At 46.8% G+C, this 20,551-nt stretch carries 13 protein-coding genes and 2 pseudogenes; 9 read left to right on the top strand and 6 right to left on the bottom strand.

Annotated features, from left to right (window positions below):
- Positions 1-249 precede the first annotated feature (249 nt).
- The 6 genes and pseudogenes from M6D81_RS09880 to M6D81_RS09855 all read right to left on the bottom strand — a co-directional run bounded on the left by M6D81_RS09880 (position 250) and on the right by M6D81_RS09855 (position 5,682).
- A pseudogene (locus M6D81_RS09880) lies at positions 250-647 on the bottom strand (methylglyoxal synthase).
- Between the two features lie 661 nt (positions 648-1,308).
- The gene (locus M6D81_RS09875) at positions 1,309-1,479 is read right to left on the bottom strand and encodes an excalibur calcium-binding domain-containing protein (protein WP_262676718.1); all 171 of its coding nucleotides are present in this window, start codon (positions 1,477-1,479) and stop codon (positions 1,309-1,311) included.
- A pseudogene (locus M6D81_RS09870) lies at positions 1,474-1,842 on the bottom strand (excalibur calcium-binding domain-containing protein); the annotation flags it as partial. The gene M6D81_RS09875 and the pseudogene M6D81_RS09870, both read right to left, overlap by 6 nt.
- Positions 1,843-2,086: 244 nt before the next feature.
- Positions 2,087-3,061 carry an S-layer homology domain-containing protein gene (locus M6D81_RS09865; RefSeq protein WP_262676703.1) on the bottom strand — a complete coding sequence of 325 codons (975 nt, stop codon included), beginning with the start codon at positions 3,059-3,061 and terminating at the stop codon, positions 2,087-2,089.
- Between the two features lie 99 nt (positions 3,062-3,160).
- Positions 3,161-3,916, bottom strand: a complete 756-nt coding sequence (locus M6D81_RS09860) for a response regulator transcription factor (RefSeq protein WP_262676702.1) — start codon at positions 3,914-3,916, stop codon at positions 3,161-3,163.
- 5 nt (positions 3,917-3,921) lie between these two features.
- Entirely contained in the window at positions 3,922-5,682 is a 1,761-nt protein-coding gene (locus M6D81_RS09855) for a cache domain-containing sensor histidine kinase (RefSeq protein WP_262676701.1), read from the bottom strand.
- A 158-nt stretch (positions 5,683-5,840) separates the two neighbouring features.
- Here M6D81_RS09855 and M6D81_RS09850 point away from each other — a divergent pair, with 158 nt between their 5' ends.
- The 9 genes from M6D81_RS09850 to M6D81_RS09810 all read left to right on the top strand — a co-directional run bounded on the left by M6D81_RS09850 (position 5,841) and on the right by M6D81_RS09810 (position 20,399).
- On the top strand, positions 5,841-6,743 hold the full coding sequence (locus M6D81_RS09850; protein ID WP_262676700.1) for an ABC transporter permease: 903 nt from the start codon (positions 5,841-5,843) through the stop codon (positions 6,741-6,743).
- Positions 6,744-6,756: 13 nt separating this feature from the next.
- Positions 6,757-7,647 (top strand): carbohydrate ABC transporter permease, encoded by an 891-nt coding sequence (locus tag M6D81_RS09845; RefSeq protein WP_262676699.1) that lies wholly within the window; start codon positions 6,757-6,759, stop codon positions 7,645-7,647.
- Positions 7,648-7,710: 63 nt separating this feature from the next.
- Positions 7,711-9,339, top strand: a complete 1,629-nt coding sequence (locus M6D81_RS09840; protein ID WP_262676698.1) for a type 2 periplasmic-binding domain-containing protein — start codon at positions 7,711-7,713, stop codon at positions 9,337-9,339.
- Positions 9,340-10,225: 886 nt separating this feature from the next.
- Positions 10,226-11,101, top strand: coding sequence for an ABC transporter permease (locus M6D81_RS09835; RefSeq protein WP_262676697.1), 876 nt, complete (start codon positions 10,226-10,228; stop codon positions 11,099-11,101).
- A gap of 14 nt (positions 11,102-11,115) precedes the next feature.
- Positions 11,116-11,997, top strand: coding sequence for a carbohydrate ABC transporter permease (locus M6D81_RS09830; RefSeq protein WP_262676696.1), 882 nt, complete (start codon positions 11,116-11,118; stop codon positions 11,995-11,997).
- A 118-nt stretch (positions 11,998-12,115) separates the two neighbouring features.
- Positions 12,116-14,344, top strand: coding sequence for a right-handed parallel beta-helix repeat-containing protein (locus M6D81_RS09825; RefSeq protein WP_262676695.1), 2,229 nt, complete (start codon positions 12,116-12,118; stop codon positions 14,342-14,344).
- 15 nt (positions 14,345-14,359) lie between these two features.
- Positions 14,360-16,087: a right-handed parallel beta-helix repeat-containing protein gene (locus tag M6D81_RS09820; RefSeq protein WP_262676694.1), complete on the top strand. Its 1,728-nt coding sequence runs from the start codon at positions 14,360-14,362 to the stop codon at positions 16,085-16,087.
- Between the two features lie 250 nt (positions 16,088-16,337).
- The gene (locus M6D81_RS09815; protein WP_262676692.1) at positions 16,338-17,957 is read left to right on the top strand and encodes a type 2 periplasmic-binding domain-containing protein; all 1,620 of its coding nucleotides are present in this window, start codon (positions 16,338-16,340) and stop codon (positions 17,955-17,957) included.
- 219 nt (positions 17,958-18,176) lie between these two features.
- Positions 18,177-20,399 (top strand): helix-turn-helix transcriptional regulator, encoded by a 2,223-nt coding sequence (locus M6D81_RS09810; RefSeq protein ID WP_262676691.1) that lies wholly within the window; start codon positions 18,177-18,179, stop codon positions 20,397-20,399.
- Positions 20,400-20,551: the final 152 nt, after the last annotated feature.

Genomic DNA, 20,551 nt, shown 5'->3' with positions numbered 1-20,551 from the left:
GTGACGCTTGAGAAGTTTTTTTGGTCTGGAAGAAAGCGCAGGGTATTTCTGAACAGACGATGAAGGACTATAGGGAGCGTGTGAATCGATTCTTCCGTCGTTATCCAGAAGCAAGCAAACCACAGAGTGCAGTTGCATGAATTCACAAATATCCTGATAATCTAGTGCTCCTGATTGCTTGACGACATTCCACGATGTCTTCAATTGGAGCCAGTTTCAAAGAGATGCACCTCCAAGGGCACAGCCACTTTATTCATCAGTTCCGGTTATCGAAAGTAACTTATATTTGTTTTTTACAACGTCCCGCCATCCGTAGTGGGCACTTTCAATGGATTTGGCCAATAATTCGGCGGAAGCGATATTGGTTGCGAGTGGAATGCACTGCACGTCGCATAAGCGAATAAGTGCGGTAATATCAGGTTCATGAGGCTGGGCAACAAGTGGGTCTCTTAAAAAAACTACAAGATCAATTTCATTCGATGCCACCATGGAACCGATCTGTTGATCGCCGTTAGTGGGCCGGATTGCAAGCGATTCACCTGAACTCTGCTTTCCATCATAATTCTAAGACCAGTTGTGCCTGTGGCATAGATTTCGTGTAAGTTAAAGATGTGTTTATAAGCGATAACTGAATATTTCGGTTCAATAGAGCCGCCATTCCGTTGAGTAGTGAGCCAGTCCTCCGGTAAAATTGAGCCACTTGTCCGGAGGTGAGGACCAGCTTCAAAGCCCTTTACATGGAGGGGGCGGGTGTGATAGGCTGCTAGCCACGCGATGGGAAGTCCTTGCCGCCTCGCCTAATTGCGGGAGATCACACCCGCTAGAGGCTCCATGTCAAGGGCGGATTCATAGTTTCTAAGCAAATTACCAGTGGCTCACCCCGTCCGGAAGGGTGGCTCAAAAACACCGGAGACGTGGCTCTCACTCATCGGAACGATGGCTCAATCTGCTCCGGAGTATTCAATAACAAAGTTAACCATTTCGTTCTTTTTGGAATCATGTGCAATTAGAGCGATTTTCATTGCGGTGTTCTCTCCTTTAACTCTATATATATCTTGTCAATTATGTGTTACATACTATAATATAAAATAAAAATACAATCAATTTTCATGAGAACGATAAATATTTTTAAAAAAAGAGAAAAAATGCCAAAAACATGATATAAATCTGCATAATCCTCAAATTAGTATTATATTATATAACATAGTGTGTTGATTATAAATTGAACCAAGATGCAAGTTATTTCAAAACTGGAGGTTATATTCTAAAATGAAGAAAGAGCCGTGAGGTGCCCCCGGCTCTAATTATTTATGTCTCACAAGCTATACCGTCACCGTCTCGATCAAGCTTCGTGCTGTATCCCGGATCGCCTTTACGGAGGGGAGCAGCTCCGGCTTCACGCACTTCAGAGCAGCTTTTATAGGTGATTTTTCCATCAGCGGATTCGCTGGTTGGAAAAATGTTCTCTGGCTTTTTCACAATAAATGCAACCTTCGTACCGTCTGGATAGTCTGCCAATTGATTGCCGACCCATGATCCGGCTCCGCGATTATCGCTTGGAGCAATATAAGCGACACTGGCTCCTTTGCCGCCTTCCTTACACATTGCCATAGGCCACTCGTCTCGATCATATCCATTTCTCGTATCAATGCCTGCTAATGATTCCTTGCGGTTTTCTTCAGCTCCAACTCTGTCGATTGTACAAACATTGGAGTGACCTTGAGCAATCGCGCCTGATATGTGAAGAGCCGTTTCCGGATATTTGTCACTTGGAAAAATGAGCTCATAATCATTGTGGCCGGACGGATTGCTCGTTATTGCACATGCTGAGATTAGGAACATGACTGATGAAAGCAATAGCAGAAAAATCTTCTTCAATTATGTATGTCTCCTTCAGTAAGTAATACGAATAGTTTATCACGTTTATTCAGATTGCAGAACATATGTAAACCTATTTAACTCTATGCGTCAGGAGCAGAGCCAAGTATGATTCTGGGGTCATGGATTGAGATATAGGAAGCAGTTGAAAAAGCAAAGCCGATACTGTCGCTCATAAAAAGCGGCAAGTATCGGCTTTATGGCGTTGCTAGGAAGCGTTCACTACAGGATCAGTTGGTTCTACGTCCGTAGACATATCCATATCTTCTACAGCTTTCGGCAGCACCGGCGTGTATTCGGAACCAATGTATGTCGTTACGCTGACCTCAGTAATCACTTGCGGATACATCCGATCGGGATCAGGCAAGATCGGCGCCAGCTCGATATGCGCCTCATCGCCTTGGAACGAGATGGATGCTACGCGTAGCCCATAGCCGGGATGCGGCATTTCTGCCGTAATCGTAACCTGATTAACGTCATCATTGACCGGGGTTACGTCCATGTCCAATTTGTATGCGGGCAACTCGGTTTCAGGCTCGGAATCGATGGGAGTCATTGTTTCTACGAACTCGATACCGTCGTGCAGCCATGCTGCAGCTGTTCCGCGGGTTATATGCTGTTGTGGATAGAAGTTGTTCTCATCGTCCAGGACCGCAATTTTGCTGATCAGCAGCTTCTGTATGCTGTTCATGTATGCCGGGTTGACGTCGGCTTCATCATTGATCATCATGAAGATTTCGATGAAGGCGAAGTCGCCTTTCGTCATCATGGCATTGAACAGATGATGTGCGAATTGTTCCTTCGTCATCTTGTCGCTGGCCTTTACGTCCTTCGGAATATCCAATCCGTTATGGAAGGCGATGATGAAGTCATCCGCATACCATGCATTGTCGTTCAGCTCAGGAAAGTAATCCGTCGCTTTCGGTTCTTTAATGAAACGCAGGTTGTCAATATTGAGGTCAAGACCTTTGACAATCATGGATACGCCTGCCGCATACGTCAGCTTGCCATTGGGTTTGAACGTGTTGTCCGAATACCCGCTAATAATTCCCTTCTCCTTCAGTGAGGCAATCTTCTTCTCCTCGGGCGTACCTGCCGTATCGGAGAATGCGAATACGGATTGTGCCAGAATGAGCATCAGCATTGCTGTCAACGTGACAATCAAAAACGGTTTCTTTTTCAATTCCTTTCACCTCATCTAGTCGTTTTATGCAGCTGCTAATGTTATTGACGGAAACAATATCTAAGATGTTGCACATGGGATTCAACTTGTATGAATGCTTCAATGCTTCCTGCTGTGCAAGCTCTCGCTGCGATAGCGATTCGGTGACAGCAGGAAGTGGCTCTTGAATGCTCGCGAGAAGTTGTATGCGCTGTCATAGCCGACCATTCCCGCGATTTCATGAATTCGAATCGTCGGATCGCCAAGCAGTTTTTTTGCTTCTTTCATCCGGATTTTCGTCAAATAGGATGTGAAGGTCATACCGGTTTCTTTTTTGAATAAGGTGCTGAAGTAAGAATAGTTCATGGAGAATTCATTGGCCACATTAGAGAGTGTAAGCGGTCGCTGAAAATTTTGCTGAATATACGTTTTGGAAAGGTCGATAATCGAGCCTCGATCGGCTGTGTCATCATCCGCCTCGCTCGCCTCGCTTCTTCTCGAGTCCACAAGCTTAATGGCGGCAAGCAGTTGCTTCTGAAGATCGGTAAAGCTGACCGGCTTTAGCAGATAGTCCGCAGCTCCGTATTTGAATGCTTCTCTTACATAGTTGTAATCGCCGAAGCCGCTTAAGAAAATAAATGTAGCTCCCCGGTACTTTGCAGATGTCGCTTTCATGAGTGAGATGCCGTCCATATCCGGCATTTTGATGTCGCACAGAATAAGGTCAGGTACTTTGGAAGCCATCTGTTCCTGGGCGTGCACTCCGTTGTATGCGATTCGGATGCTGCTTATATCGACGCGGTTCATACGCAGCAGCTTGGATCTGATCCCTTCGCAGATGAGCGGCTCGTCATCAACAATCAATACTGAGTACATAAGCTTTATCCCTCCTGTTCCCGCCAGGGAATTTTGATCGAAGTTATTGTACCTGTGCCAAGCCGGCTTTCCATCGTCAGATGATAGCGATCACCGTAATATAACTTCAGTCGCTCGTTAATATTGCGTAATCCGATGCCGATGGATCGATCCGGCGTATGCTGTCTATTCGACGGGCTTGTAAATAGGTTGTTGAGCGCATCCACTTGATCGTGACGCATGCCATTGCCGTTATCCGAGATGGTGATCTGAACGTTGCGGCCTTCAATCAGCGTCGCTTCAATTGACACGTCCAGCCTGTCTCTATTCCCGAAACCGTGTTTGATGCTGTTCTCGACAAGCGGTTGAATTATAAATGTGATCATGCAAGCGCTCAGCAACTCATCCGGTATATCGACGTTTACCCGAAGACGCTCGCCGTATTTCATTTTTTGCAAATTGGCATACCGCGACAGATGATCGATTTCACTCTCGAGCGTCGTATACATGGAGGGATCATCGATCGTATAGCGCAAAATTTTGCCGAAATCCGAAAACGCTTCTGATACGTCATATTGCCCAGCAAGCTCCATTTTCGCGCTGAAAATATCGATTGTATTGTAAATGAAGTGCGGATTGATCTGATATTGCAGCGCTTTTAGCTGCGTGTCCTTGTGAAGCAGCTCCTTTTGCACCATTTCCCTCATGAGATTCTGTATTTTGAGCAGCAGAGTATTGAACTTATCGGCAATGACCCCGAATTCGTCCCTGCGATCTAATGGCAGCTGAAGCGGCAACCCTGTGTCTATTGCATGGTCCATAGCGGAAATGCTTTTTTTGAACAATGCGAACAACATTTTGATTACCTTATAAAAAAGGAAGATGGAAATCACGCATACCCCAATAATGGCAAGCGTAGCAGCCAGCAGCTTGGAATTCGCAGCTTGAGCGTTCTCAACCATAATGCCGAGCAATACATGCAACGCCGTTAAGTCACTATATACGACGATGCTGTCCTCATGACGAAAGCTGCCTTGCATCGACCGTGACATCTCGGATTGCCTCTTATCGGAGTGCCAGTTGAAAATGTCGCTGCGTTGCTGCATAAATGCGCCACGGGCGGGGTCCAGCACGAAGGTGAAGGCATCTTCCGAATCGCCGGTCAGGAAGGAGAACAAATCCTTCTGCAATATATCGACGGTCACGATTCCGAGAAACTCCCCATCCATGGAATAGATTTTATGCGCGTATGTATAGATCGCTCCCACGATGCCGGAATGATCGATTGGAACGCCTTCATGACTCCACCATTGCGTATTGACATCGGATCGTATGAAGTTCTGATACCATTCTTCACCTCTCAACGCCGAGATATGCCAGACGACGCCGTAGCCTTCCGGAATCGTACGGTTCGAAACATATAAGGCGATGTTGTGAATATTGAATTGATTGAAATAAGTGCCGTATTTGAGCAGAGGCACGATCTTCTCCCGGTACATGTCCATGGAGTCGCCGTTCACAATGAATGGTTCGCTCAGGAAGTTGCGTAGCGTATCGTTGAATGCGATATGATCGCTTGCACTCGTAACAATATTCATTTTGTTGACGACATTGGCTTTCGCTTGCGAGAGGGCGATGCTGGAATTGCTTACAATTTGCGCTTGGATATACTGGTTCGTCTGATAGTAGAAATAACTGCATAACACAGTAATCGGCAGCAGAATCAGCGCGGCAAAAGCGATCATGATTTTCCTTCTAATGCTCCCATTCATCAGTTGTGTTCTCATCGGCGCATTTCCCTCCGGTTGATTTTCTTTATTATACAAGCAAATGTAAGCGTTTTAAACAAACTCCAAAATAATGACAACAGAAACAAAATGACGATATGTTTTTCGGCAGGGAGAATCATTAGAATGAAGAAAACGCTCACATCAGGAGGTTGTACATGCAAAAAAAATGGAGAAGTCAGCTCGATATTCAAAGCATGGTTTGGCCGGGACTGATCTTTTTATTCGTCTTTTCTTACATCCCGATGTACGGAATCGTCATTTCGTTCCAAGATTACGATTTGTTTGCCGGCGTATTCGATTCGCCATGGGTTGGATTCAAGCATTTCCAAGAGTTTTTTAATGACCCCAACTTCGGACAAGTCATTCAGAATACGCTGGCAATCAATCTATTGGGATTGCTAATCGGATTTCCGGCGCCTATCTTGTTTGCACTATTATTGAACGAGATTGCGAGCATGCGGTTCAAGCGTTTCATACAGACCGTATCTTATTTGCCGCATTTTGTCTCGTGGGTCGTATTCGGCGGTCTCATCATCAATGTGCTGTCACCGGCCAACGGTATTATCAACGCAATATTGGTTCAAGTGGGAGTTCTGGCGGAGCCCGTCAACTTTATGGGGAATGCGGATTATTTCTGGTACATCCTCGTGCTCGGCGAAATGCTGAAAGGATTGGGATGGGGGGCGATTATTTATATCGCCGCGATCGCAGGGGTCGATCCCGAAATGTATGAAGCGGCCACAATCGACGGAGCGAACCGGTTTCAGAAAATCTGGCATATCACGCTGCCAAGCATTATGGGAACAATCGTCATCATGCTGATTTTTGCCATTAGCGCTTTGTTGAATACGGGCTTCGAACAAATTCTGGTGCTGCAAAATCCGCTTAATCTGGAAACGAGCGAAACGATCGACACCTATGTCTACAAGCTTGGCCTGCGCAACATGAGGTATTCTTATTCGACTGCAGTAGGGCTGACCAAATCCGTTATCGCCTTGTTCCTTCTGCTGTCAGCGAATTATGTATCCAAAAAAATATCCGGCAAAGGCTTGTTCTAAGGGGGGAACTGCATTGAAAGCGATAAGCAAAGGCTCGCTTCTGTTCAATATCTGCAACGGCATAATTATGCTGGGCATTATAGTCGTTACACTTGCGCCGTTCTGGTTCACGATCGTCGGTTCTCTGAATGACGGCATTGATTATATGCGCGGAGGTGTCAATTTGTGGCCTCGGGAATTCACTTTCGCGAATTACAAAGCCGTCTTCTCTGACGATACGATCTATGAAGCCTACTTTGTTACAGCCGCTCGGGCAATTATCGGCACTACGGTGCATGTTCTGTTCACCGCACTGGTTGCGTACGGTCTGTCGAAGACGCATCTTATCGGCAGAAATGTGTATTTGATCTATATTATGATCACGATGTTTTTCAGCGGAGGCTTAATCCCGACTTATCTGTTGTACAGGGATATAGGCTTATTGGATAATTTCCTGGTGTACATTATTCCGAACATGTTCAACGTATGGGACTTAATCATTATTATGTCGTTCATGCGCACGATACCTGAGAGCATATTGGAATCGGCGAGGATGGACGGAGCCGGCGAATACAAGCTGTTTGCCCGATTTATTCTGCCATTGTCCAAGCCTGTGCTGGCGGCTATCACATTGTTTAACGGGGTATTCCATTGGAATTCATATTTTGATTCCATGATGTTCACAATGTCGAGCTCCCTTCAGACGGTTCAATTATTTCTGATGAAGATGGTTACTGACGCGTCCTTCGCCCAAGGGGTCGGATCGGTAGCCGCCGCAAATGTTCCGCGCGAGGCGATGAGCATTAGCCCGGAGACGCTGAAACTGGCGATGATGATCGCCATTACGCTGCCGATCGTTGTGATCTATCCGTTTTTGCAAAAGTACTTTGTGAAAGGAATAATGATCGGCTCCGTGAAAGGATAGCTATGTGCGCCTCCGGGCGCAACGGAGTTCATCATATAATAATATATTGAGGGGGAAGTATGCATGAAAAAGAAATCATGGTTGATGTTGTTGTTCATTATTGTATTGACTGTGGGCACGATACTGGCGGGATGCTCGAAGGGAGATTCGAAAGCGACGGGTACGGATACCCAAGGGGGCAAGGCAACTGGAGGAAATAATGCCGGCAAGTCCGAAGGAGACAAGACGCCTGTTGTCACACTTGACTGGTTCGTGGCGGAGGAGTGGTTCCAGAGAAATTGGGACCCCGACAACAATCTGATGGACAAGAAAATGCTGGAGGACATTGGAGTGGAATTGAATTTCACGTCCGGCAGTTTGGAGAAGCTATCCGCGATGATCGCCTCAGGGGATATTCCCGATCTCGTCACCTTGAACAATCAGGCGGCTCAGCGCGGGGTATTGGAGCGTTCCGGCTACGTCATTCCTTTGGATGAGCTGCTGTCCGAGCATGCACCGAACATGGTCGTTCCGCCATCCGTGCAGGATTGGTTCAGGGCAGAGGACGGCCATTACTACGGGTTGCCCAATTACTTCTATGCACCCGAGGATATGACGGACAAGCACTTCTATCCAACGCATAATACGATGCGGGCACGGCAGGATCTGATGAACCGGCTCGGTATTGAGGCGAGCGCATTCGATACGAAGGAAGGTACGCTTGAAGCGCTCCGCAAGGTGAAGGAAGCGAAGTTGGAGTATGACGGATTTGAAATCGTGCCGGCGTATTTCTTCTACGATAATCTGATCCAATTTTTCGGGGCCGATCGTGAGGATGAGCAAGGCAATTACGTTGATATGTTCCGGGAGCCTGAATCATTGGAAGTCTATAAGTTTCTGAATCAGCTATACAGGGAAAGGCTGCTGCCGGAAGACAGTCTGACATTGACGGAAGCGCAGGTGCAAGAGAAGGTCAATGCGGGAAGCGTATTCGCCTACACCAACTGGCGCATCAAGTGGAACGGCCTGTTCCAGTCCGACGAAGAAGCGGTATATGTGCCTGCAGGGCCGATTAAAGGGGATGACGGCAATCCGTTTCACTTCAAGCCAAGCTCGCTGGGTGGCTGGACTATGACGATGGTCGGCAAAAAGACGGAGCATGAAGAACGGGTCGCAAAGCTGCTGGAATATTTGTCCCAGGATCAAATGTCGCTTGAAGCGCTGTACGGTCCCGAAGGGATCGGATGGAAGTATGATGATGGGCATGTCAAATTTACGGAACAATACTTGCAGGATTATGCGAAGGACCCTACCGCTGCCGACATGAAGTACAAGGGAGTGGAGTGGCTGGTCAATTGGCTTGACGTACAACCGGCCTTCCCGCTGCCAACGAATGAGAACGAACGATTGGAATCCGTTACGGAAGCCCACTTCTCCCAGTATAGCTTCAATACGCTGCCGTTCGAAGCCGTAACCCCGAAGGGAGGCACAGAAGAAGCGGCGATCAACACCAAGATAGAAGAATATAGGGAAAGCATGGGAGCCAAGATGGTACTGGCGAAATCGGAGGATGAGGTTGAGAAGCTGTTCAACGACATGCAGGCGCAAGAGGAGAAGCTTGGCTACGACAAGCTGTATGCCTACTGGAACGATCACTTCAAGGACACGAAGCAGAAGCTTGGAATGGATTTCGCTTGGCCGGAAAATCAATAACGTATGAGGTATTGCAATGGGGAAAGAGGACCGTTGTATCAAGATGGCAGCGGAAGATGAAAACAGTGACTTAATCTAGTTAATCCAAGGGAGCCCTAATGGCTCTCTTTTTGTTTCGATGTGAGCAAAATGAGCGATAGTGCACACTTTCCTCTACTTTTCCGAGTTTATGTGCAAATGGAATTGCTGTTCGCTACAGAGACGCTGCTTGCTTATGCTTTGTGGCAGGTAAACTAAGAAAAAACGAGTGATGAAGGCTACACCCACGGCGAGATGGTTCGTGGCCTCCTCCACACTCGTAGTCAGGTTCGTCGCAGAAAACATAAGAATTCTTAACGAGTCTACATCGTTTTTGACACAGAAGTACGCCGTTTTGCAAGCCTTATCTCAATTTATTGGCCACCCCAGCTCTTAATGACCTGGTGGCCGGTTTATTCAAACATAGATTCTCACAATTCCCAGTTAATCTCGTGAATTGCATAAGTCATGTAAGTCATAACTAAAAGTTAATATATCTGAAATTTGAGATAATATGATAATAGTGAAGCGGTGATTGGAAAAGCATGCTTAATCAGTGAAATCATTCATTGATTAAGCATGCTTTTTCCGTGAAAATAATTCAGGGTAGGACATGTATGCGAAAATCGGCTATATACAATTTCGCCCAAGCAGAGCTGTAACTGGATAATCGTATACCGAACAGAAACTTGTGTATGGCGTTTTCTCCCGCAGTCCGTTTGAATTAGAGCTAGAAAAACTATCATAATCTTGCGGATAAGGAGAAAAGCAGATGAATCCTCACTTGGAAACAAAAGAAGCAATATATCAGAAAACTCCGGCGGTTCAAACATCGGAGGAAAGGCTCCAACGGAGACGACGCTTCAACATGAACGTGCCCCTCATGATCATGTTTGCGCCGATTTTGGTTTACTTCATCACTTTCAAATACATACCAATGGGGGGATTGATTATCGCCTTCAAGAGCTACAATCTAGCGGACGGCATTCTTCACAGCCCTTGGGCGGGCTTGGACAACTTCCGGCTGCTGTTCAACAATCCGATGATGCTTACCATTATCAAGAACACGTTTTTTATTAGCGTGCTGACCATCGTGGTCTCGTTTCCCTTTCCGATTATTATGGCGATCCTGTTGAACGAAATCAGGCTCATGTTCTATAAGCGTGTCATCCAGACACTCGTTTATTTGCCGCATTTTTTGAACTGGGTCATCGTTGGCTCGTTCATCGTCCTGATCTTCGCTCAGGAACAGGGGATTATCAATAAACTCATCAGCGCATTGGGCGGGGAAAAGATACAGTTTCTGTATAACAAGTTGGCCTGGCTAAGCATTTATCTCGGTTCGGGGATTTGGAGGGGAGTTGGATTCGGGGCAATCATCTATTTGGCGGCGCTCGCCAATATCGATCCGAGCTTGTACGAATCGGCGAGTATGGACGGTGCCAATAAGTTGAGGCAAATCTGGCATATTACGCTGCCGGGCATTACGCCGGTCATCATTCTGATGCTGATCCTTTCGATGGAGAATGTGATGGATGTCGGATTTGATCAAATATTTGTGCTCAAAAATCCAATGGTTAGCGATATTTCTAATGTCATCAGCGTGTGGAGTTATGAAGTCGGTCTCGGGCGCGGCCAATTCAGTTTAACGACCGCTCTAGGATTTTTCACCTCTTCAGTCGGACTGGTTCTTGTGTTGGTCACGAACAAAATCGCCCGTAAATTCGACCAGGGACTCTGGTAAAAGGAGAATAAGACATGAAGCCTACATTCGGCGAAAAAATCTTCTATGGCTTTAACTATGTGCTGCTCGGTTTATTTGGTATCAGTTGTATCCTGCCGATTATCCATATCCTGTCGCTCTCCTTAAGTTCGGAGCATGCCGTCCTCTCTGGATTTGTCGGGCTGTGGCCGGTCGGTTTCACACTGAATTCGTATAAGCTGTTGATCGAGGGAACGAGAATCGTACAGGCGTTTCAAAATAGCGTCCAGATTACCGTCGTCGGAACGATATTGAATTTGGTATTCACCATTCTTGCGGCATACCCGCTTTCACGCACTTATTTTTACTATCGGAGACCTTTAACCTTGATGATTCTCTTCACTATGTTATTCTCCGCCGGACTCATTCCGAGCTATCTGCTGGTCAAAAGCCTGGGACTGGTGAATACATACGGCGCTTTATGGATACCCGGCCTTGTCGGGGTGTACAATTTGCTAGTCCTGAAAACCTTCTTCGAGAATATTCCGAGCGAGGTGGAGGACGCAGCGCGGATCGACGGATGCAGTGAAACCCGCCTGATTATGCAAATCATGCTACCTCTGTCGATGCCTGTGATAGCCACGCTCATCTTGTTCTCCGCCGTCGGCCATTGGAATTCGTTTTTTAGCGTCATGATTTATATCAACTCCTCCGAAAAGCATAATTTGACGGTGATGGTGCAGCAGATGATCATGAACAACCAGTTGGCCCAACAGGTTACGGAAGGACGTTTGAGCGATGCCATGATGGAGTCCATCACTCCACAGTCGATACAATCGGCAGGCGTCATAGCTATGGTGGTTCCGATGTTAGTCGTCTACCCGTTTTTACAAAAATATTTCGTCAAAGGCGTCATGATCGGGTCGATCAAAGGGTAGAGGTTTGGCCGCAGTGAATTTGCCGAAAGGGGGGATGAAGACGATCACGCAGAATGGATGATGCAAAGTGGTGAGGCGGAATTTCCTTGTTTATCCCAATTATGAAGGAGGAATCAATATGCCAAATGAAAAGATGGAGCAGTACACCGAAAAAAGTTTGGACCAGGATCAGCCGGGGGAGACTGACGTCAAAGTAAGCCGTAGAAAACTGTTGACTGCCATAGGCATGGCCGGCGCAGCGATAGCAGCGGGCAGTATGCTCCCAGTGTCAACTGTCTTCGGGAAAGAGGAAGCATCGGTAACCGAATCCGTATATGGAGAGCTTAAAGGCAAGGGGAAGGTGCCGATCCTAAAAGCGGCGGATCTGGTCATGTCGACTACGATTGCCGAAATCCGGGCCAATCCCAGTCCCGACCCAGAGTTTCTCTATTTTGTACGGGATGAAGGAAAAGAGGGTCATTTTCGTGTCGATCTTGCCGACACCACGTCCGTCGACAATACGGGAACGATTGTCGTATCGGCGTCCGGTGCCCGGTTCAAACGGTTGATGGCGGACGATACGATCGATGTCCGGTGGTTCGGCGCAAAGGGAGACGGAACAACCGACGATACGGAAGCGATCCGTGGAACGATAGCATACGTTTCATCCTCTTTTCCGGGTGGAGGCGTCGTCTATTTCCCCAATGGGAAGTACCGGATCACAGACGGGTTTACACTAACAGGACAAAAAGTGAGCTTACTGGGTACGAAAGCGGAACTTTTTCTAGACAATACGTCCGATACCATTACGATACTTACTTTCCTTAACTGCACCGAATTCTTCGTGGAAAACCTGAAAATATCCAGCTCGAAAACGACGAATATGTTTTCCAAACAAGCGCATGGGATATATGTCCAGGATTCGAGCAAGTTCAAACTGTCATCTTTGGATGTCACTTATCGTACGGATGCTATGAATATCACTCACTGCAACAATTTCACGGTAGAAGGCAATGACGTTTATTATTTGGGCGAAGAAGGAATAAGGATTGGAGGGAGCTGGAATTGGCGCGTAGCCAACAACCGGATCCATCACCATAACGGCGACGGTATTTTGCTTAAACACGCCGGCAGCCCGGAGGGCATGTATAATGGTGAAGTCATCGGCAACTTCCTGTACGACGGCGTGAGTACGTTCGGTCTCTCCAATTCAATCGGCGGCGGGATCAATTCCAATGATGAAGTGTTAGGAACTGCTGAAAGCAACCTCCATAATATGGTCATTAGCGGCAATACACTTAAAAACCTGCGTTACGGTATCGCGCTCGCAAGCATTACGAATTTTACTGTTTCCGGGAATGTGATTAAGAATGTCAGAACCGCCGGGATCCGGATGGACAATTCCGTCGGCAACAATCCCACTCATAATCCGGGAGGGGAAAGCTCGATAACGGGGAACACGGTCGAGAACGTATCGGACGGGGAGGGCATACAATTCCTCACTAACCAGGCTGTTGTGGAGAAGGTGTCCATCACAGGAAATCATGTCAGAGGGGTCATGCATGCAGTTTCACATTACCCGGGCATAGTGGCTTCAAATGCCGCCGTCTCCGGCAATATGGTAAGCGATTGCAAGGTTCTCCTGCAGGCCAGCAATTGTACGGTGTCCGGCAATCGCTTTATCCAAGGCGGATTTACAGCTTCAGATGCAGCGTCCAATTCTATTAAGCTAATCGAATCTTTCGTATTTACAGGGAACACGTTCGAAGATACGAATGGCCAAATCGGGATCAGCAACGGATCAGGCATTATAAGCAGCAATTTGATCAAAACAGGCTCAGGCTTAGGTGCGATCCGATTTAGAAGCAATCCGAAAGGCAACGTGTATATTATGAACAACAGTTACGATTGCCCGAACGCCGTGGAGAAGATTACATACGAGACGGTTGTGACGGAAAGCGGAGCAGAAAAAATAAGCAGCGACTTTACGCTGTCTGGAGCCCTCCAACGTTACGGTACTGCAGTTCCAACGGCAGGAACTTATACACCGATGTCCATTATTTGGAGTAAAGACATTGGAAAAGGGAAGCCCATCGGCCATGTCTGTGTCTCAGGCGGCACCCCGGGCGTATGGTCTCCGTTCGGCTATATCGGCCAAATCAACCACGGAACTGCTACGATAAGCGGATTGACGGATTCCGTCATCGTTGAACACGGTCTTAGCGATTTGCCGGAATACGTCTCCCCGACTCCTCTTGGCAATATGGGGCATGTTTGGATTTCGGACATGACAGCTACGCATTTTACGATACGATGCTCCGCAGCTCCATTAGTGAATACCCCAATATTATGGGAAGCGAGAGCTTAACGAGGGGGAAACTATATGATTGTTCGCGCGGAGCAGTTTGGGGCGAAGCCGGAACAAGGATTTGACAATACACTGGCCGTACGATCGGCACTAGAGTCATGTAAAGAAATCGATGGCGCTAAGCTCGTGTTTACGCAGGGTGTCTATCATTTTTGGCCCGATAGAGCAATAGAGAAGCAGTTGTTTATTTCTAATCACGATCAGGACGGATTGCGCCGTATAGCCTTTCTCTTGACTGGTAGAAACGCGTTTACGATTGATGGACAAGGCTCGGAATTTATTTTTCATGGTCCGATGATTCCGTTTGTAATGGAAGACTGCAGCCATGCAACGATTCGCAATCTCGTGATCGATTGGGAGAAACCGATGTTTGCCCAAGGAATGGTCTGCCGCATCGATGCCGAGTCGTTCGACATTCGGCTGCCCGAAGGTGTCTACTATAAAGTTGAGAGCAACGCCGTGTGGTTCGAGTATGGTGGGAAACTGGAGAAGGTATGGGGACTGAATGAATTCGACATACAGACAAAGGCGCCTGCCTATCAAAGCGGAGACAGGCTGAGCTGGGGCGCTTACCGCAAGATGCGGGTTGAGGAAGCAGCCGCAGGCGTGATCACGTTTCGAGGTGACAACATCAAGCTGCCGCAGGCAGGAAACGTTGTCGTCATGCGGTTCGGCAGAAGAGAGGACCCGGCTTTTTTTATCGATGGCGGGGAACAGATCAGTTTGGAATCGATCCATGTCCATCATGCCCCGGGGATGGGGCTCATTGCTCAGAAGTGTACGCATATTCACTTGTATGAATTCAACGTGATGCTTAGACCCGGAACAGACCGACTCGTAACCGCCGCCGCCGATGCCACTCATTTTGTCAACTGCAGGGGGCAGATCGTGATCAACCATTGTTTGTTCGAGAATCAATTGGACGATCCGTGCAACGTACACGGCATTTATGCCCGGATTGCAGAGCGTCTTGGCGACAACAAGTTATTGATCGAGCTGGTTCATCATATGGCCAAAGGCATTCCGATTGCCGAGCCGGGAGATACGATCGAATTCGTTCGCCGTGATTCGCTGCTTACGTATGCTGTTTCTACGATTAAAGATGTGAAAGCGCTGAATAAGGACTATCTGCTGCTGACATTCGAGCAGCCGCTGCCAAGCGACGCGAATGTCGATGACATGATTGGAAATACGACATGGAATCCCGATTTGATGGTCGTGGGCTGCACTGTGAGGTCAAACCGCGCTCGCGGTTTCTTGATTAGCACATCAGGGCACGTGCTGCTTGAGGGTAATAGGATCAGCGCCCCGGGGGCCGGTGTTAAAATTTCCGGAGACGCCAATTACTGGTTCGAGTCGGGGGCGGTGAAGGAAGTTGCAATTCGCCATAACGAATTTTTGGATTGCAATTATTGCTGTCCGGACTGGGGAAGAGCCATCATTGACATCGATCCTGAGATTGAGCGTCAGGAGTCATTTGCGGACTGTTATCACCGCAACATTTTGATTGAAAACAATGTTTTCGCTACGTTCGATGTCGGCATTGTGTATGGTCATTCTATCGACGGAATCTCCTTCGCCAACAATGTAATAACGAGAAGTGATTCCTATCCGCTGCATAACGTCATGCAATACCCGATTCAGCTTTATGCATGTAAGAACGTAAATATTGTGAGCAATCAATTTGCGGACGGGACAAAAACAATTGCTCTGATCAACGATGTCGAGGTGGACATAACGTAGGCGCAGAAACAAACGAGTATATGTCCGATAAGCGATAATCGGTTATATACAATTTTTCCAATATAACGCCAGAACTGGATTATCGTATACCGAACCGAAAATTTGTGTATTGCATCTCCTCCTGAACTCCTATTGAATTAGAGCTAGTCATAACGAGATTTTAGTAGGGGGTGATGCTCAAGAGATAAGGTTGTTGCCGTTTTTCATAGTTAAACGTATAGGCTTCTACTAAAAAAAGGGAGGATTATCTGTGCAAAAAAGAAATAAAACGATCATATTGGTGCTTATCTTAATGTTGGCTGTAGGATCCGCGCTCGCAGGCTGCGGCAGGGAGAGAGGAAACGAACCCTCTGATCAGCCGGCTACGGATGAAGCGCAAAAAAGAGGGAATATTTCCGTCATGGTCTATGACAGAGGCCGTGTTCCCGCAGATGAAGGCACCTATGAGAAAAACCGTTGGACCGAGTGGATCAACGAAAATGGGCCGGTCGATGCAACTTTCGTGCCGATCTTGCGCAACAATCCGGGAGAAAAACTGAACGTCCTGCTCGCTTCGGGCACTGCGCCGGATTTTATTCAGGATTACGATGCTTTGAATAAAAATGCCTGGTACACGTCCAAGCAGCTAATGCCCTTGGATGATCTCATCGAAGAACACAGCGTGGAATATAAAGCGCTGTTGAAGAAATATCCAGTTCTCCGCAAACTGGGCACCCAGGACGACGGAAAACTTTACGAGATCGGAGCTTTCGTTCCAACGGACATTAACTGGGTTTTCTTGGTGCGGATGGATTGGCTCAAGAGGCTTAATCTGGAAGTTCCCAAAACCACCGAAGAATTGTATGCTGTCGCCAAAGCATTTACGGAGAACGATCCAGATGGAAACGACAAGAAAGATACGTTCGGCATGTCGCTTGGGGGCGGGTTTAACCAAAACATATTCAGCTGGATTTTTGGGGTGCCTGGCGCTGGCTTAGCCTTGGAAGACGGGAAAATGGTATATCCTTGGAAGCAAACGGAGGCAATCGCCGAATTTAAGAAGCGGTTGTATCAGGATGGCCTAATCGACAAGGATTTTGCCGCCGATGCGAATGGGGAAAAGGCAAAGCGTGATTTCGTAAACGGCAAACTGGGCTTCTATACAATGCAGTGGGCGGATGTAAAGACGACGTTCGAGGCTTTCAAGAAAAACGTGCCTGAAGGCGAGCTCGTTCCGATCATGCTGCCGAAAAGTCCGTTCGGCCAGTTCGCTCCAGCGCTGTCCGGGCCAGGAGCGACACCGGGCGTTATTAACGCGAATGCGAAGGATCCGGTATCCGTCATCAAATATGTCGATTTTCTGAATAAAGAAGAGACGGTGAAAGCGCTCAAATGGGGAGCCGAGGGAGAACACTACAAATTGGATGCCAATGGTTGTCCGGTTGCCATCGACCTTGAGAAAAATCAAAAGGAACTTTCCTGGAACGTCGATTATTCCATGGTGAGCAATCCGACTGATGCCACCCTCAAATGCGACCCACGAGTTATGCAACTCGACACAAGCACTTCCGTCGGCCAGGAATATAAAGCCATTTTGGAGACAGCCCGTAAAATCTATTTGAATCCGCAAACACCGATACCCGGCTATTTCCTGAACACACCGGCTCTGCCGAACGACTTGAATATGATCAATCAGAGCGTTTCCAAATTGGGAGACGAGTATTCGAAGGCGATCGTCACCAAGGACTATAGCGTGCAAGAGGCAACTCAAAGGGCGAAGGACATGTGGACTAAGGCAGGCGGCGGTAAAATCGAAGAGTGGTACAATACGTATTACAACAATAATAAAGACAAGATCGTTACAGTCATGGATATCTACGAGGAAAAATAAGTAAGGAATGAAACGGCGCCCTCTGCGGAAGGCGTCGTTTATATTTAGGATGAAAGAAACTTGTGGTTGCAGGGTTAATAGCAGGCAGTGATACAATAACGTATATTGACGGAAAGTTGTATATTGACCAGGACGGTTTTTTCAACGATTCTGAACGTATATCTCCGCTGATTGTTCATAAGTCTAAATGCTATTCAAACCTATTGGGGGGGGCACCATATGCCGGGCAAATGGTTTATTCGGCTCTTACTTTCTTATCTGCCGATATTTATCCTCGTCATATTTAGCTTGTCGATTATCTTTTTTGCTATTGTGAATAATGTGTCTCGTGAACAAGCTCAACGGGCGAATGAGGTGTTCATGGAACAAGTTCTCGTCCAATTGGACCGAACGCTGGAGTTCAATAGCCAACAAATTATGAAGGAAACGAGTTATAACAATGAACTGAAGGGTTATTACTTCAAATCATCGGAAGAAGTGTTCGAAAGCCTTGTCGTGCCATCCAAAAAACTGCGTGAAACGATCGGATCCCTGCCGCTTGTCGATTCAATCTATATGTATCGCACGGCAGATGAAATGGTGCTGAGCAAAAACGCAATCATGCCGCTAAGCCAGTTCGGCGACGAAGAGTTTGCAAGAAAAATATTGCTGGAAGGAGCGCCGCCGAAATGGTTTCCAGTTCGCCCGTACAGGGAGTTTGCAGACGAGCCTCCGACAAACGTCATCACTTTGGTGCGTAATGTGCCGCTCCTGAGCGGAGAAAGAGGCTTTATTGTCGTCAACGTAGGTGTTCAGGCGATCGCCAAGTACATATTAGACATTTCCAGCTCCGATTTCAGCTATATTCGACTGGAGGATCAGAATGGAACCGACATTCTGAACGCCAATGCTCCTCAAAACGGGTCTGAAATCAATTCCGCCGTTTCGAATTATACCGGTTGGAGTATTTACAGCGGGCTTCGCGATGGCGGCTTATTTCATGTGTTTTCCCGTATTCATTGGATCTGGCTGGGAATAACTGCTGGTACCCTGATCATGGGGTTAGTATGGTTTATCGTGGTCACAAAAAGGAACTATCGCCCTGTTGAAGGGATTGTCGAGCAAATCCGGCATTTTGCCAAGCAGAAAAGCCAGTTGCTCATCGCAAATGGTGGAAATGATGAGTTTCGGTTCATTGAGACTGCGCTGAATCAGTTGGTTGAACAATCCAACAAATATGAACAGCAGCATCAAGAGGATTTGTTGTACCGGCGTCAATATTTTTTTCAGGAAACAGTAAAGGGCACCAGGGCGATTTCACCGGAGGAGTGGATTGGGGAACTTAACGGTTTGGGGTGTACCCATGAGTTGAATTGTTTGATTGTGGCAGTGATTGAAATCGACAAATATCAGGAGTTCACAAGCGCTTATCATCAGCGGGATCAGAGTTTGCTTAAGTTTGTTGTGAAAAGCGTCGTGAACGAAATTGCCGGAAAGCACGCCATCCCTGTTTGGTCGGAGTGGATCGCCAATGAAAGGCTCGGCGTCCTGTATGGAACGGCAAGCGATGAAGAAGCGAGCTTGCAAACACTCAAGAACATGGGAAAAGATCTCCGCGTATGGGTGGAGAACCATCTTCATTTTTCGGTTACTTCAGGCATCGGTTCCGGTGTGGAAGAGGTTACCGAAATTCCGCTTTCCTTTGAGGATGCAATTAATGCATTGAAATACAAGACTGTGCTAGGTGGAGCGGGAACGTTTTTATATTCGGAGATGAATGCCAAGTCTTCGGATATGATTTATCGCAATTTGGATATTATCCGTAAGCTTACCTCCTGTTTCAAACAAAATAATGAGGAATGGGAACTGATTTTCGAGAAAATGTTTTTGAATTTACGTAATAATCTAAGTTCAAAGGAAGAGATCATCATTGCGGTTAATTACTTAAACTATCATCTAAATCAATCCTTGGAGGAATTGGCGTATGAATACCGCAGACTCTGGGATTTGGAAATATATCCTAAACTTTCGGGAATAGTAGAGAAGTTTGAAACGTTGGATGAAATCAAAGTGCAGTATCATGATCTTCTTAAAGAAACATTTGATCATATTAGCCGAATGCGTGAGAAGCGGAGCGGTCACACGTTGATTCTGGACATTAAATCGTATATTGAAGAGCAATATGCGGATCCGAATTTATCATTACAAATGATCAGCGACCATTTTCAATTAAAAACTAAGTACATTAGTCAGTTGTTTAAGGACGAGATGGGGGAAAAGTTTGTCGATTATTTGGCGCTTCTCCGCATTCGTCATGCGAGGCAGTTATTGGAGAAAACAAATGCTTCTATTCAAGATATTGCAACGAAGGTGGGCTATACACATTCCCTCTCGTTCATTCGTTTGTTTAAGAAAGTGATGAACGTAACGCCAGGCGACTACCGAAAGCAAAAGGCAATATAGCAATTTGTTTTTGTAATTGATGAACATAACCGACAGATTCTTTTTTGCTGGATGATTCTGCACACACAAAGCACAGAAAGTGAGAGGGTTGCAGCATTTGGTATAGTCTTGCTTCATAAAAGCAGCGGCACATCAGGAACACGATCACCTGC

The organism is Paenibacillus sp. J5C2022 (assembly GCF_025567625.1).
Taxonomy (GTDB): domain Bacteria; phylum Bacillota; class Bacilli; order Paenibacillales; family Paenibacillaceae; genus Pristimantibacillus.
Note: the sequence above shows the minus strand (reverse complement) of the source record. Positions and strands in the feature narration are given on the sequence as shown.

Excerpts from the sequence above, each read along its gene's own strand:
- M6D81_RS09860 (WP_262676702.1), bottom strand. The coding sequence starts at position 3,916 with ATGTACTCAGTATTGATTGTTGATGACGAGCCGCTCATCTGCGAAGGG.
- M6D81_RS09825 (WP_262676695.1), top strand. The coding sequence starts at position 12,116 with ATGCCAAATGAAAAGATGGAGCAGTACACCGAAAAAAGTTTGGACCAG.
- M6D81_RS09840 (WP_262676698.1), top strand. The coding sequence starts at position 7,711 with ATGAAAAAGAAATCATGGTTGATGTTGTTGTTCATTATTGTATTGACT.
- M6D81_RS09855 (WP_262676701.1), bottom strand. The coding sequence starts at position 5,682 with ATGAGAACACAACTGATGAATGGGAGCATTAGAAGGAAAATCATGATC.
- M6D81_RS09820 (WP_262676694.1), top strand. The coding sequence starts at position 14,360 with ATGATTGTTCGCGCGGAGCAGTTTGGGGCGAAGCCGGAACAAGGATTT.
- M6D81_RS09810 (WP_262676691.1), top strand. The coding sequence starts at position 18,177 with ATGCCGGGCAAATGGTTTATTCGGCTCTTACTTTCTTATCTGCCGATA.
- M6D81_RS09830 (WP_262676696.1), top strand. The coding sequence starts at position 11,116 with ATGAAGCCTACATTCGGCGAAAAAATCTTCTATGGCTTTAACTATGTG.
- M6D81_RS09850 (WP_262676700.1), top strand. The coding sequence starts at position 5,841 with ATGCAAAAAAAATGGAGAAGTCAGCTCGATATTCAAAGCATGGTTTGG.
- M6D81_RS09835 (WP_262676697.1), top strand. The coding sequence starts at position 10,226 with ATGAACGTGCCCCTCATGATCATGTTTGCGCCGATTTTGGTTTACTTC.